18 protein-coding genes are annotated in these 13598 nt (G+C 41.4%); 12 read left to right on the top strand and 6 right to left on the bottom strand.

Translation table 11 applies throughout. The features are described from left to right. Nucleotides 1-35: 35 nt before the first annotated feature. From PH_RS03415 to PH_RS03430, 4 genes are all read left to right on the top strand, one after another. On the top strand, nucleotides 36-860 hold the full coding sequence (locus tag PH_RS03415; RefSeq protein WP_010884822.1) for an MBL fold metallo-hydrolase: 825 nt from the start codon (nucleotides 36-38) through the stop codon (nucleotides 858-860). Continuing rightward, entirely contained in the window at nucleotides 861-1658 is a 798-nt protein-coding gene (dph5, locus tag PH_RS03420; RefSeq protein WP_010884823.1) for a diphthine synthase, read from the top strand. It begins immediately after the preceding gene. 129 nt (nucleotides 1659-1787) lie between these two features. Then, a complete protein-coding gene (gene argF, locus PH_RS03425) occupies nucleotides 1788-2741 on the top strand; it encodes an ornithine carbamoyltransferase (RefSeq protein WP_010884824.1) in 954 nt (317 codons plus the stop codon). A 24-nt stretch (nucleotides 2742-2765) separates the two neighbouring features. After that, a complete protein-coding gene (locus tag PH_RS03430; protein ID WP_010884825.1) occupies nucleotides 2766-3602 on the top strand; it encodes an ATPase in 837 nt (278 codons plus the stop codon). Here the strand turns inward: PH_RS03430 and PH_RS03435 are convergent. After that, the gene (locus tag PH_RS03435; protein WP_010884826.1) at nucleotides 3572-4621 is read right to left on the bottom strand and encodes a bis-aminopropyl spermidine synthase family protein; all 1050 of its coding nucleotides are present in this window, start codon (nucleotides 4619-4621) and stop codon (nucleotides 3572-3574) included. The two genes, PH_RS03430 and PH_RS03435, sit on opposite strands and share 31 nt — an antisense overlap. Nucleotides 4622-4799: 178 nt before the next feature. Then, nucleotides 4800-5609 (bottom strand): hypothetical protein, encoded by an 810-nt coding sequence (locus tag PH_RS03440; protein ID WP_010884827.1) that lies wholly within the window; start codon nucleotides 5607-5609, stop codon nucleotides 4800-4802. 222 nt (nucleotides 5610-5831) lie between these two features. Here PH_RS03440 and PH_RS03445 point away from each other — a divergent pair, with 222 nt between their 5' ends. Genes PH_RS03445 through PH_RS03460 form a run of 4 tightly spaced genes read left to right on the top strand, consistent with a single transcriptional unit; the run spans nucleotide 5832 to nucleotide 7990 of the window. Next, nucleotides 5832-6422, top strand: coding sequence for a DUF4443 domain-containing protein (locus tag PH_RS03445; RefSeq protein WP_143522646.1), 591 nt, complete (start codon nucleotides 5832-5834; stop codon nucleotides 6420-6422). Beyond that, a complete protein-coding gene (pyrF, locus tag PH_RS03450) occupies nucleotides 6419-7045 on the top strand; it encodes an orotidine-5'-phosphate decarboxylase (RefSeq protein ID WP_048053207.1) in 627 nt (208 codons plus the stop codon). Before PH_RS03445 ends, pyrF begins: the two co-directional genes overlap by 4 nt. Before the next feature lies 1 nt (nucleotide 7046). Beyond that, a complete protein-coding gene (locus tag PH_RS03455; RefSeq protein WP_048053208.1) occupies nucleotides 7047-7565 on the top strand; it encodes an RNA-binding protein in 519 nt (172 codons plus the stop codon). Continuing rightward, nucleotides 7544-7990, top strand: a complete 447-nt coding sequence (locus tag PH_RS03460) for an adenylyltransferase/cytidyltransferase family protein (RefSeq protein ID WP_010884831.1) — start codon at nucleotides 7544-7546, stop codon at nucleotides 7988-7990. Before PH_RS03455 ends, PH_RS03460 begins: the two co-directional genes overlap by 22 nt. Here PH_RS03460 and PH_RS03465 read toward each other — a convergent pair. Then, nucleotides 7968-8516, bottom strand: coding sequence for a GNAT family N-acetyltransferase (locus PH_RS03465; RefSeq protein WP_010884832.1), 549 nt, complete (start codon nucleotides 8514-8516; stop codon nucleotides 7968-7970). The two genes, PH_RS03460 and PH_RS03465, sit on opposite strands and share 23 nt — an antisense overlap. Then, nucleotides 8504-9514: a M42 family metallopeptidase gene (locus PH_RS03470; RefSeq protein WP_010884833.1), complete on the bottom strand. Its 1011-nt coding sequence runs from the start codon at nucleotides 9512-9514 to the stop codon at nucleotides 8504-8506. The genes PH_RS03465 and PH_RS03470 overlap by 13 nt, the downstream gene beginning before the upstream one ends. A 52-nt stretch (nucleotides 9515-9566) precedes the next feature. Here PH_RS03470 and PH_RS03475 point away from each other — a divergent pair, with 52 nt between their 5' ends. Further along, nucleotides 9567-10034 (top strand): Mut7-C RNAse domain-containing protein, encoded by a 468-nt coding sequence (locus PH_RS03475; protein ID WP_010884834.1) that lies wholly within the window; start codon nucleotides 9567-9569, stop codon nucleotides 10032-10034. Here PH_RS03475 and hypE read toward each other — a convergent pair. After that, the gene (gene hypE, locus PH_RS03480; RefSeq protein ID WP_010884835.1) at nucleotides 10021-11031 is read right to left on the bottom strand and encodes a hydrogenase expression/formation protein HypE; all 1011 of its coding nucleotides are present in this window, start codon (nucleotides 11029-11031) and stop codon (nucleotides 10021-10023) included. The two genes, PH_RS03475 and hypE, sit on opposite strands and share 14 nt — an antisense overlap. 122 nt (nucleotides 11032-11153) lie before the next feature. On the opposite strand from hypE, the gene PH_RS03485 reads away from it, so the two are divergent. From PH_RS03485 to PH_RS03495, 3 genes are read left to right on the top strand one after another with little or no spacing between them, the layout of a single operon-like run. Continuing rightward, complete coding sequence (locus PH_RS03485; RefSeq protein WP_048053209.1) at nucleotides 11154-11816, top strand: C2H2-type zinc finger protein; 663 nt, start codon at nucleotides 11154-11156, stop codon at nucleotides 11814-11816. A gap of 7 nt (nucleotides 11817-11823) precedes the next feature. Further along, nucleotides 11824-12951: an iron-containing alcohol dehydrogenase gene (locus tag PH_RS03490; RefSeq protein WP_010884837.1), complete on the top strand. Its 1128-nt coding sequence runs from the start codon at nucleotides 11824-11826 to the stop codon at nucleotides 12949-12951. Further along, nucleotides 12944-13318: a ribonuclease III family protein gene (locus PH_RS03495; protein WP_010884838.1), complete on the top strand. Its 375-nt coding sequence runs from the start codon at nucleotides 12944-12946 to the stop codon at nucleotides 13316-13318. Before PH_RS03490 ends, PH_RS03495 begins: the two co-directional genes overlap by 8 nt. Here PH_RS03495 and PH_RS03500 read toward each other — a convergent pair. Further along, a complete protein-coding gene (locus PH_RS03500) occupies nucleotides 13299-13592 on the bottom strand; it encodes a transcriptional regulator (RefSeq protein ID WP_010884839.1) in 294 nt (97 codons plus the stop codon). The genes PH_RS03495 and PH_RS03500 overlap by 20 nt on opposite strands. Nucleotides 13593-13598: the final 6 nt, after the last annotated feature.

Consider the following 13598-nt stretch of genomic DNA (forward strand, 5'->3'; position numbering starts at 1 on the left):
CATCTATTTATCCTTGAACCTTTATCTTTATTTTGATGAGGATCTTAACGCTAGGACTAGATGGAAGTGGAGAATTCGCATTCCAGTCGCATGCACATACTGACCACTTCGCGAATGGTAGGTTAATATTCGCAACGAGACCTACTATCTTTTTAAGCCATTTAAGAAATTCAAGATATTACATCCCCGTAGATTTTGGCAAGAAATTTTATATCGGCGATTTTAAGGCTAAGTTGTATCCTTCTGGTCATATACTCGGTTCTTCTGGGATTAAGATATGGCTCGATGAGGGAACCTTATACTACACTGGAGATGTAAAGGTTAAGAAGCTTAGAACGGTTGAAAGGGCTAAGCTTCCAAAGGCCGACTTTTTGATAATCGAGTCAACTTTTGGGCTCCCGAGGTTTACCTTTCCGGATCCCAGGGAGAGCGAGAAAGTAATCATAGGAATAGTTGAGGATCTCATTGACAGGGGAAAAGTTCCCACTTTTATGGCCAATCCCTATGGGAAGGCCCAGGAGATAATAAAGATCCTTAACGTACATGGCTACTCGGTCAGCGTTGATAGGGAAATAGCGAAGGTTTCAAAGTTTTATATGAAGTTTGGGGTTAGGCTTAAATTTGAGAAGGAAGGAGAAGTAAAAGTTTCATCCTCTAAGGGAATTTCAGTTTCTGGTTTTGGGAGAATTAAGCTAAGTAACCACGCTGACTTCTGGGAACTCTTGGAGATAGTTGAACGCGTGAATCCAGAAAAGGTTTTTACGGTATATGGGCATGCCGAAGCGTTCGCTAAGATACTTAATGGATTAGGATACGAGGCAAAATCGATTAGAAGAAATCAGAAGCTGGAGGTGTGGTAGATGGTTTTGTACTTTATTGGATTGGGGCTCTACGATGAGAGGGATATAACCGTTAAAGGTCTTGAGATAGCTAAGAAGTGCGACTATGTGTTTGCAGAATTTTATACCTCTCTAATGGCGGGAACTACGCTTGGAAGGATCCAAAAATTAATAGGTAAGGAGATAAGGGTGCTAAGTAGAGAAGATGTTGAGTTAAACTTTGAGAACATAGTTTTACCCTTGGCAAAGGAAAATGATGTAGCCTTCTTGACTCCTGGAGATCCCCTCGTTGCCACAACCCATGCGGAGCTCAGGATAAGGGCGAAGAGGGCTGGTGTTGAAAGCTATGTAATTCATGCTCCAAGCATATACTCGGCGGTAGGTATCACTGGACTTCATATATATAAGTTTGGTAAAAGTGCTACGGTTGCTTATCCGGAAGGTAATTGGTTCCCGACAAGTTACTATGATGTTATAAAAGAGAACGCTGAGAGGGGACTTCATACCCTATTGTTCCTTGATATAAAGGCCGAAAAAAGGATGTATATGACCGCTAATGAAGCTATGGAATTATTGCTGAAGGTTGAAGATATGAAGAAGGGAGGGGTATTCACAGATGATACTCTGGTAGTTGTCCTAGCTAGGGCCGGTTCGTTAAATCCTACTATAAGGGCCGGATACGTAAAGGATTTGATAAGGGAAGATTTTGGGGATCCTCCTCATATTCTAATAGTTCCTGGGAAGTTGCATATAGTTGAAGCTGAATACCTCGTTGAAATCGCTGGGGCCCCCAGGGAGATATTAAGGGTTAATGTTTAAAATACTCAATCCCCTCCGAAACTTTTTAACTTATTAAAACTTCATACCTGAGCTTTTTCTAATCCAAGTTTACTTATGTCGCAGAAACGATTATTAAAACTCAAGCCTAAGTGGTTACGGTGATTGGTCATGGTAGTTAGCTTAAAGGGTAGGGATCTTCTCTGCCTCCAGGATTATACTCCTGAAGAAATATGGACAATCCTCGAGACGGCTAAGATGTTCAAGATCTGGCAGAAGATAGGAAAGCCCCACAGACTTCTTGAAGGGAAGACTTTAGCCATGATATTCCAAAAGCCCTCAACTAGAACAAGGGTTAGCTTTGAGGTTGCAATGGCCCACTTGGGCGGTCACGCTCTCTACCTAAACGCCCAAGACCTTCAGCTTAGGAGGGGAGAGACAATAGCTGATACCGCTAGAGTTCTCAGCAGGTACGTCGACGCTATAATGGCTAGGGTTTATGCCCATAAGGATGTTGAAGATTTAGCTAAGTATGCAAGCGTCCCGGTTATAAATGGTTTGAGTGACTTCTCTCATCCATGCCAGGCTTTAGCTGATTACATGACAATTTGGGAGAAGAAGGGAACGATAAAGGGAGTTAAAGTCGTATACGTTGGCGATGGAAACAACGTCTGCCACTCCCTAATGATAGCTGGGACAAAGCTTGGTGCTGATGTTGTAGTGGCAACTCCAGAGGGTTATGAGCCAGATAAAAAAGTGATTAAATGGGCCGAGCAGAATGCAGCTGAAAGCGGAGGAAGCTTTGAGCTTCTTCACGATCCAGTTAAAGCCGTCAAAGATGCCGATGTGATATACACTGATGTGTGGGCTTCAATGGGCCAAGAAGCTGAGGCAGAAGAGAGAAGAAAGATTTTCAGACCGTTCCAGGTTAACAAGGATCTTGTCAAGCACGCTAAGTCTGACTACATGTTCATGCACTGCTTACCAGCCCATAGGGGAGAAGAAGTTACTGACGATGTCATAGACTCACCAAACAGCGTCGTTTGGGATGAAGCAGAAAATAGGTTGCATGCACAGAAAGCAGTCTTAGCCTTATTGTTGGGAGGAGTTAAGACTGGCTTCTGATTTTAAAATTTTTTGAAAGCGAAAATGGTGTCGGTTTTAATAGTTGGTGCTCTCCCTTACGATTCCGGAAAGACTACATTTGCCCTTAATTTGATTAGGGAAGCTATAGAGGAAGGATTTGATGTTGGAGTTTCAAAGCCAGTTGGGGGTTTTAACGGCTGGTATCAATATGAGTTCTTAAAGAAGAGCATTGAATTTGGATTGTTAATAGGGGAAGATGCCTATAAACTTCACAATGCGGCAAAAAGTATTGACAGAATAGAGCTGGAAAGCCCAGTAACAGTCCTTCTCCTCCCCCCAGATCCGGAGAGGGTTGGATGGAGGGTTAGCTCTTACATGGGTATAAGCTTTCAGAATCAGGTAGTTATCGTTAGGATTAGTGGATTGCACAGGACAATTCACTATTATATTCCCGAAAATTTGAATAAATTAACTAAACCTCTGAGAGGGGAAGTTGGAAAGCTCATATCAGTTTTAAACCCGAAGCCCTTGTCGGTTGGTAAGTTGGATGATATCCTATCAGAATCGAGAAAGATAGCTGACGAAGTTCTCCGGTACTTAGAGCACTATCATGACTTAATGGTCATAGAATCTTATGCGAACTATGCCGCTCCAACGTTTGGCTCCCTAGACGTTGATGTTGTAGTTGTCGTTGCCCCAAGTAAAGCGGTAATCTTCGATGGAGAGCAGTACAAAAGAGCAGTTTCTCTGTACTTTAACTTGAAAAGCCCATGGATCGTGACGACCGAGGATGTTCTACCTCTTCTACGTCCAAGAAAAATAGTAGAATTCGGGCCCGAGGGACCTAAAAATTCTCTCGAGAAAGTGCTTCAAGTTGTTGATGCTTCTTCGTCGTTGTAAATGTCCTCTTCAGTTATTTCTTCCTCATATCCCTTTGATCCTTCTAAAGTTTCAATTCTGAACATGTAACTCTTATACCAGTTGTATTCAGGAAGCTTCTTTATGGGTATTAGCCTCCAAGCCTTCGTCTCCTCAACGTATCCCCAATTCACGTACTCATTAAAGTTCCTTATTATGTCAGTTATTACAACATTAAATTCATTGATGAGCATTCTTTGAATCTCCCTCCACTTATCGAGAGAGCTCTCTCTCCTTGTAATTCCAAAATATCCAGCACATCTAGGACCTTTAAGCGTTGCAATTCCCCTTCCAACGAATGCCCTTATCGCTTTAATCGTTTCAGGTGGATCCGTTATAAACGTGTCAAACTTGTGGAGGGCATACTCAGGCAGGGGTTTTCTAAGATCAAAGGTAAATATTTCTATGTCATTGTACCCTATTTCATCCGCGGTTTTCTCTATGAACTTTATCAGCCTCTCATCTATATCCAGAACGGCTATCCTCTTGGGTAGTCCTGAAAGCATTAAGGCTATGCTCGTTAAATCATCATCCCCCAGGACAAATACCTCCTTGTTCTCTAAGTCCCCTCTTGTGTGCATTAAGATTACCCTAGCAACTGTGGTTTCCGGGGTTACATAACCTTGATCGTACTCATGTAAAGGCTCTGGTCTCTCCTTTACTATCTCTCTAAACTGCTCAAGCAGATCAGCAAAGGCTTGAAGATCAACGGTCTTACCCTGACAGTGTGGGCAGGTATAGTCATATCTCTTTCCAATTCCGTATTCAGCTACTAACTCTTCTCCCTTTTCTGTAAGCTTAACTCCCTTATCAAAAGTTACGTATCCAAGCTCGTTAAGGGTTTCTAAAATCGAGACAACGAGTGGGAGGGGTTCTTCACTTAGATCTACAATCCTCCATATATCACTACTCGCTAAAACTGCTGATAAAACGTTTTCTACACTTCTCTCATAAACGGGAATCTTAGTCTTTGTTTTTACCCTCTCAACAATCTCTTTCATCCTTAAACACCTCCAAAAATGCTTTTTTTATTCTACTCTTTTCTTTTCTTTTTAAAGGTTTCTAATGGCCTACTGAAATTACACAATGACCTCTGTATCTTTTTAAAGTTTCCCAGGAACAATTAGGATTTAGGCTAGGATAGGAAAAGCCGTTTAATGTAAACATTCTAAACCTAGCTTAACTTTCCTTGTAGGTAAATTCCCCGTTACAGTATTCTCCTCTTCCATTATAAAGTCCAAACACTGCACATCCATTCCGGTTTATTCTGCCCCAACCAGGTATGATATAACAGAGACAGGAGGGATCTTTCATGAAGAAGGACTTTCTAAAGATAACTTCAGTCCTGTTCAAGATTATAACTTCTCCAGAACCTGGAGAACCATCCAGTTGAGGCTTCTCAAATCCTACTAGTACATAATCGCCATTAGATGTTAAAAAGACATTTCTAATGGGAACAACATTACTACCTAAGTCAATCGCCTTAACAGTTCCATTCTCTCCTAAAATGTAAAGATAGTCATTTGGAGCTTCTACCCTAAAGTCTTGAATTGTGTGCGGGGCAGTTTGGTATACAAGAGCGTAGAGGTAACTATCGGTGTGAGTTATTAGAACACTCGGAACTGCAGTTCCATTCTCTTTCCTGTAGTTATCCTCATAAACCCATATATAGCTCGTAAATTCCACCCTCCATAGAAACTTTCTATCGCGACTACAGGCACTTAAAACAACAATTGGCACTTTAGCTGTTACATTTTTAACTGTGATGTTTGTCCTGCCTTGGGAATCAACACTGAATTTCACTAAGGAAACATTTTTAACTTCGCTTACCTTTTGAAGGGTGATTAAACCCCAATCAAGTGTGAAAACTTGGGAATCTGAGCTTATGGAACACAGGGTAGATGGAGTATTTTGATGTGAGTTGATAAAAAATGCGTAGATTAAGATTACTATCATGAGAACAGCAGAGAGTAAGTGGAAATACCTCATGATTACTTCCTCCTTCCCTGAATAATTGTTTCTACGTCGATACTATGTTATATAAAATTCCAACTAATAAATTTTGCTCCTTTCCTATGTAGTGTAATTTATAAGGGCCAGGTCTTTATGAGAAGTAGTTTCGCAAACCTCCGTTGAAGACTGGACAATCCTAAGATAGTGCTACTTAAAGTTTATTTAGCTTTAAAGCAAAGGAAGATTATGGTGGGGCAAGTGATTAGGAAGAGAGGGGCTTACCCGGAATATACAGTAGAGGATGTTCTAGCAGTTATCTTCCTTCTTAAGGAACCACTTGGAAGGAAACAGATTTCTGAAAGGCTCGAGCTGGGAGAGGGAAGTGTAAGAACCCTTCTTAGGAAGCTTTCTCATCTTGATATTATAAGATCGAAGCAAAGGGGTCACTTCTTAACTTTAAAAGGGAAAGAAATCAGGGATAAACTTCTTAGCATGTTTTCCGAACCGATTGGTGTTTCTGTAGATGGTTATCCTGGAATAGCAATTGTAGTTAAGAATCCCCCCGAATTTAAGTCAATAGAGCTTAGGGATGAAGCAATTAAATTTGATGCAAAGGGGGCCATGATACTTACAGTTAAGGACAACGAGATAGTGTTTCCTGAAGATTTTAGACCTCTGAAGGAGATGTATCCAGAGGTAGCTAAGAAGATCGTGGATTACGAGGATGGAGATGCGGTTATTATAACATGGGCCGAAACCCCAGCGAAAGCCCTCAAGAGTGCAATTCACGTGGCCTATATCCTAAAGAAAGAGGAGATAACGCCCGAAATACTGGAGGTGGTCAAGTGATAGTTTTGGCCTTAGATGTTTATGAAGGAGAAAGGGCCATTAAAATAGCTAAAAGTGTTAAGGATTACATTTCGATGATAAAGGTTAACTGGCCACTCATTCTTGGAAGTGGAGTGGATATAATAAGAAGACTTAAGGAGGAGACAGGAGTTGAGATAATAGCTGATCTTAAGCTTGCTGACATACCGAATACTAATAGGTTGATAGCAAGAAAGGTCTTTGGGGCTGGAGCGGACTATGTAATAGTGCATACCTTCGTTGGTAGGGATAGCGTAATGGCAGTGAAGGAGCTTGGGGAAATAATAATGGTGGTTGAAATGAGCCATCCTGGAGCACTCGAGTTCATTAATCCTTTAACAGATAGATTCATAGAAGTCGCAAATGAAATTGAGCCTTTTGGGGTTATAGCTCCTGGGACAAGGCCTGAGAGAATTGGATACATTAGGGATAGATTGAAGGAAGGGATAAAGATTCTCGCCCCTGGGATAGGGGCCCAGGGTGGTAAAGCTAAGGATGCTGTTAAAGCTGGAGCGGATTATATAATAGTGGGAAGGGCAATATATAACGCTCCAAATCCAAGAGAAGCAGCAAAAGCGATATACGATGAAATAAGAGGTGTTTAGAATGGAGTTAAAAATAAAGCATCCATTAAGCAAGAAAGATGTTAAGGAGATAATAGCCCAGTTATCCCAAATGTTTGGGGAGGAAATAGCAAGAAAAATGCTCAATAAGAAAGACGAAGTTAAAGTTGCAGAGTTTGATAAAACAACTGAAATAATTCTAGTTAACGACAAACCGATGTTCATAAGGAGAAAAGATCTAATTTTCCCCCTGGTGATAGCCTTATATAATCTCTCAGATGAGGAGGATCTCAGAAAGTGGCCAAGAAGAGTAGTGGTTGATGAAGGGGCCGTTCCTCACATTCTAAACGGTGCTGATGTTATGGCCCCAGGAATAGTAGACGCCGATGAGGGGATAAAGGAGGGAGATTTCGTATTCGTCGTTGAGGAAAAGTATGGGAGACCTCTTGCAATTGGGATAGCCTTAATGAGTGGAAAAGTCATGAAGGAGAAGAATAGAGGTAAAGCAGTAAAAGTAATCCACCATGCGAGGGATAAAATATGGGAAGTGACCGCAAGATAAGGGTAGTGGTTGGAGGTGTATTCGATATAATACATGCAGGTCATGTTCACTTCTTAAAGATGGCCAAAGAATTAGGGGATGAACTCATAGTAATAGTTGCTCACGATGAAACCGTTAAAAAAAGAAAAGGTAGGCCTCCTATAAACCCAGCTGAGGATAGGGCCGAAGTTTTAAAGGCTATAAGGTACGTGGATGATGTTGTGATAGGCAAACCAGGAGAAATAAGCCTCGATTTAATAAAAAGGCTAAAGCCTGATGTTATAGCTTTAGGTCCAGATCAAGACTTTGACTGTGAGGATTTAAAGCGGAAATTAAAAAGTATTGGGTTAAACGTAGAGGTGATAAGGCTTCCCTATTTATATAAAAAAGATAGGGCAAAGACGAGCAAGATAATTGAAAGGATTACTGAAATTTTTTGTGATTAAACTTAAGAATGACAAATTCTTTGTACCTCATAATTTCTCTGAATCCTTTCTTCATATAATAGTAGCTGTAAGCTTCGAGGTTTGGAAATGTTACTACGTAGGGATCTTTTCCAAGGGATCTAAGTCTCTTGACTGCGAATTCTAGGAGAGTTGAGCCGATTCCTTTTCCTTGGAATTCTGGATCAACAACGAAGAACTCTATTAATCCTACCTTCTCGTTCATTAGCTCTTCTGGAACCCACCAAATCCCCTTCTCTTTAATTCTCTTGTATACGAGGGCTATTGTTCCAATAATTCTATTGTCTTTCTGGTAGGTATATAGCTCGTCAAACTCCTGAGAAAGCCTGAACTTCAGGAAAGGTTCATATACCTCTCTGAATCCATCGAAATCATTTGGGTTTGGTTTTCTCTTTACCCACTCAAGGGCCGGATATTTTCCATTTGTGCTCCTGTATATCCTGAACATTAACTCTAGTAGTTCATCCTTAACGGTTGAAGGATTCTTAATCTTTTTTACCCCTTCCATTTTATGTAAGCCCTTATAAGCTCTTTAGTTGCCAACAATCCCTTAACGTGGGTTCTCTCCATTCCGTGGCTTGCGTGCACACCTGGCCCAATTAGGGCAACCCTGAAATCCCATCCAGCTCTTAGTGCAGCTGAACCATCGGAACCATAGTAGGGGAACACGTCAACTACATATGGGATATTGTTCTCTTCAGCAAGCTCTATTAACCTGTTCGTCATGTCATAGTCATAAGGCCCAGTTGTATCCTTGGCCGCTATAGATACGGCGGTTTCTTTTCCTGAAACACCTTCACCCACTACTCCCATATCAACCACGAGCAGTTCCTTAGTCGTTGGTGGGTAGCCAGCTGAGCCTCCGTGGCCAACTTCCTCATACGGTGAGAAGAAGAATGCAACTGGATACTTCTCGAGTTCATCCTTCATATCTATTATTAGATCGAGTATTGCAGCTACGCTAGCCTTGTCATCTAGGAAGTGTGATTTAACAAAGCCGTTTACGTATTCAAATTTGGGATCAAAAGCTATGAAGTCTCCTGGCCTTATCCCCAGCTTTTCTGTATCCTCTCTCTTCTCCACGAGCTCGTCCAATCTTATATACATATTCTCCTCTTTTCTCTCCTTTTTACCTACTTCCCTATTTACATGAGCGCTCGGATTTCTAAGGAGGAGCGTTCCTCTAAACTTCTTTCCTTTTCTCGTTATTATAGTACAGTATTCGCCTTCAAACGTAGGTAGAACGAGCCCTCCTATCCTTGAAAATGCTAAGTGTCCGTCTGGTAGTATCTCCTTAACCATTGCCCCAAGCGTGTCTACGTGGGCTATAACAACGAGCTCAGGCTTTGGATGATTACCGGCTATTAGGGCCCCCTTGTTCGTATAGTAAAAGTTTACTTCATTTTCCTTTAGAAATTTTTCTAGGTAACTCATTACCTCCTTCGTGTAGCCCGTTGGAGAAGGTATCTCTAAGATTTCCCTTAAGATCTTGACTATCCTTTCCATCTCGATCCCCTTAGGTAAAGTATTTACGGAATTATAAAACTATGGTGTACTGATGAAGTTTATAGCTGATATGATGCTCGGAAGATTAGCGAGGTGGCTTAGGCTTTATGGTTATGACACAAGGTATGGAGTAGAGGATGATGATGAGATAATCTCAATAGCTAAGAAAGAAGGAAGAATTATCCTAACTAGAGATTTTGAGCTAGTTAAAAAGGCGAGAAAACTTGGAATTGATGCTATATATGTAGAGTCCAATTCTATTGAGGAGCAAATGGCCCAACTTATGAAGGCTGGAATAAAGTTTGGTGAATTATTTCCGGAAGGAGCTAGATGCCCCAAGTGTAATGGTATCATAGTTAAAGTAAAAAAAGAGGAAGTCAAAGGAAAAGTTCCTGAAAAGATTTACAGGATGTATGATGAATTTTATGTTTGCACTAATTGTGGCCAAATTTACTGGCCTGGAAGACAATGGGAAGAGATGCTTAAGATGGATAGGAAGTTCAAAGCTAACAAACCCTAGGAACTGGATCTCCAATTGGGGGTTCCAGGAATCTTCTCCCTCCAATACCGGTTTCTAGGATAACTTTCCCAGGATAATCCTTTATTATCTCCCCAATTATAGCGGCATCTTTCCCTTTTTCCGTCTTTCTCATGGCCTCTAAGGCATCCTCTGCATATTCTCTATCTACTACCATGATTACCTTACCCTCATTTGCAACATCATATGGGCTTATTCCAAGCATATCACCAGCTGCTTTAACTTCCGGACGTATTGGAATGTCACTTTCTCTAACTAATATGCCAACATCGGCTTTCCTTGCCATCTCGTTCAGCGCGTTGCTTAATCCTCCTCTTGTTGGATCCTTCATTGCGTGGATATTTTCCCACCCTATGGCGTCAGCGACGGTTTTAACTACATCCCAGATAGGGGCTACGTCGCTTTTGAGTTCCGTTTCAAAGCTTATTCCTTCTCTATGGCTCATCAAAGCTATTCCATGATCTCCTATTGTTCCGTTTACCAGAACGAGATCTCCAACTTTAGCCCCAGCATCACTTATAGGCTTCTCGGCAATTCCTATACCAGCGGTTATCACAAATATCTCAATGTTATCTTCAACTACCTTGGTATCGCCAGTGATTATTGGAACTGGAACCTCTTTGGCAGTTCTATTCATAGATTTAAGGATCTCTTCTAATTTATCTGAATCAAAGCCTTCCCCTATTATTAGAGAGCTAGCGAGGGCTAGTGGTTTAGCTCCCATCACGGCGAGATCATTTACCGTTCCGCTAACCGCTAGTCTACCTATGTCACCTCCAGGGAAGAAGAGGGGTCTAACGGTATGACCATCTATTGTGAAGACAAGGTGTTTACCTTCAAAGGGGATCGTTGCCCCATCATCGAGGGCTTCTAGGCCAATCCCTCCAGCAGAGTTTAAGGTTAAATTCTTTAATATAACATCTCTAATGAGTTCTTCCATTAGCTCTCCACCCGCACCATGCTCAAGCTTTATCTTCACTTATAATCCCCCAAATGGAAGAGAAATCTTTGGGGTTAAAAACCCAACGACGATCTTACTGTTTAAAAGCTTTTTCGGGAACGTTTATTAGTTCTTTAAGGAATCATCCTAAAGGGATGCATATGAAGTTTGAAGAGCTTGATGAGAAAATGAAGAAGGTTTATGCAAAAGTGAGAACCCTAGACGACTTCTATTGGTATATTGAGGATCACCAGATATTGGGAATTCATAAGAAAAGTGGAATGAGGATAAGAATAAGGATAGCGGGAAGCAGGGAAGAGGCCGATAAGTTGGCTCAAGAAAAAGATGTTGGAATAGACCTTTTTGTCATCCCTGGAAAAGGAACATTTTACGTCAACAATGGAGCATTTATTATGTCATTAAAATTTCTAAGGCCAACAATTCAAGATATTGCCGATCACATAGTGTGGGCAGGGTTTAAAGTTGTTGATGAAGATGGAAGACTCAAGCAGGAGGATATCTACGAATATCTCGGCGGAAGGCTAATAGAGCATCTCAAGCAGGGAATGATAAATGGTAAAGATTACGTGTTCTGGCAGTTCTATAAATGTAAGTATTGTAATAAGTACATAGATATAGACAACTTCGCCAGGCACATGAGGAAGCATGGAGAGGATGTTAAAGAGTGGGGTGAGGAAAGGTACGAAGTTTTAGAGATAAGCTTTGTCGATAAGAAGGTTTACAATAAGTTTGGGGAGGAGATTCCTTTAGATAACTTCACAGAGGAAGCTCAAGATTTCATTAAGGATAGCTTTGAGGGGTGATGATTGCATGACATTCTTCCTAAAGACTACCATATTAATGGGTAGGGGATCCCTTGAAAATATAAAAAAGCTTGTATCTGAAGGTGAGAGGGTACTCGTCTTTTCTTCAAAGTCTATGGATAGGCTTGGCTTTTTAAAAGAGGTAATTGACTATTTAGACGAAGCAGGTGCAACCTATGAAAGTATTACGGGATTACCTTCCGAGCCAAGCATTGAAAACGTTGAGGAATTGCTCCCAAAGGTCAAGGATTTCTCTCCGGAAACCTTCATAGCACTCGGTGGAGGGAGCGTGATAGATATCTCAAAAGCCCTGAAAGTTTTCTATGATGCTCCTGAACTTGATTTTGACAGTGTTGCAATATTTAGCAGATTTAAAAAAGCTCAACCTCTTCCAAAGCTTAAAACAAAGCTTATAGCCGTTCCTTCTACGAGTGGTGCAGGGAGTGAAGTATCCGCTGCGACCGTGATAAAGAAGGGGGATATCAAGTACACGATAGTGAGTCCAGAGCTTTGTCCAAATTATGCAATCTTGGATCCGAGACTCCCCGAGAACATGCCCAGGGAAGTAGCTAGGAACTCTGGATTAGATGTATTAGTTCATGCCATAGAAGCTTACGTTTCAAAGGCATCAACACCTTTTAGTGATGCTATGGCCGTAAAAGCAGCAAGGACAATTCTTGAAAAGCTTGAAGATAGCGTTAATGGCGATCCTACCGCTAGAGAAGAAGTTCATTATGCCGCCACTATGGCCGGAATAGCCTTCCTAAATGGTAGACTTGGACTCGTCCATGCAATGAGTCATAAAGCAGCGTGGATTGGCCCTCATGGATTGATTAATGCGATACTACTCCCATATGTAATGGAGTTCAATATGGAAAAAGCTAGAGAAAAGTACGATGCAATGGCCAAGGAACTTGGGCTTTCCAATGCTGAAGAACTTCTTCAGAAGGTTAAAGAGCTCAATGAAAGATTAAACGTTCCAAAGTTATCGGAAATAGTTAGCGAGGAAGATTTCACTTCAAGGCTTGATGAGATGAGCAGAAAGGCTTACGAAGATCCCCTGGTTAACTTCAATCCAGTGGAACCAAGCGTTGATGATATAAAGAACATCTATCTGAGGGCCTTCCATGATTGATAAAGGGTTAGCGAAGTTCGGGGATTCTCTAATTAATTTCCTTTATTCTCTGGCCCTAACGGAATTCTTAGGAAAACCAACCGGAGATAGGGTGCCGAATGCATCTTTAGCTATAGCTTTAGATTTAGCTGGGTTGTCTAAAGGACTTAGAAGGATGGATAAGCATGCTAAGGGAGATTATGCTGAAGCCCTTATAGCCCAAGCTTGGCTTGAGGGAGTTATAAGTGAAAGGGAAGCCATTGAAATAATAAAGGCTAACTTAAGTGTTGACGTTCTTGACTTCTCCAAGAAGAAGGAAGCCATAGGGAAGGCTTTAGCTCCATTGCTTAGGGTCGTGGCTGAGAGGCTCACCTCTTCTCGAGTTTGAATCTTGGTTCCTCTATCCATTCACTTTTGCATCTTGGACATCTCGAAGGAATGTTTATCTCGGGCCTAAAAGTAAAGCCACACTTCTTACATCGAGCGGGTTTTACAAGGAGTATCATCCCTTCCCTCTTGGCGATCTTGGCGATAGCTTTCAAATCCTCCAATATCAGCTTCTTAGATCCCTTTCCTCTAATATCTAGCGCTCTTGCTAGCTCGCTAGGGCTGTAATCTCTCTCCAAGAGTAGTTCTATAATTTTCTCTCTTCTTGAGGGCATGCTTTG

This window comes from Pyrococcus horikoshii OT3, from assembly GCF_000011105.1.
GTDB lineage: Archaea > Methanobacteriota_B > Thermococci > Thermococcales > Thermococcaceae > Pyrococcus > Pyrococcus horikoshii.